At 44.2% G+C, this 339-nt stretch carries 1 protein-coding gene; it reads left to right on the forward strand.

The annotated features are described in order from the left end of the window. Window positions 1–15: 15 nt before the first annotated feature. Window positions 16–339 (forward strand): EamA family transporter (locus A3757_RS04690; protein ID WP_231878216.1); only part of this gene is annotated, 324 nt, incomplete at its 3' end.

Consider the following 339-nt stretch of genomic DNA (forward strand, 5'->3'; position numbering starts at 1 on the left):
GCTATCAGTTTCTGGGTGGGCAAGCATGACTTGCTTGTTCTCGCACTTTTTCAATTTATTGTCTGCGCTTTATTAAGTTTAGTTTTTTCCCTGAGCTTTGAGGGCGGCCCTATGGCTAGTCTCAACTCTGCTTATCTTTGGGCCTTGTGTAGTGGCATCTTCGTTGTGGGTATGGCGTATACACTTCAGGTCTTTGCTTTAAAGAAAGCAGACCCCTTTATTGCAGCGATCATATTTTCGATGGAGTCTGTTTTTGGCGCAATGGTTGGTTACTGGGTATTCGATGAAGTCTTAGGTATGTACGGCTTTGTGGGAGCTATACTGATGCTTCTCGGTTTT

The organism is Oleiphilus sp. HI0117, assembly GCF_001635235.1.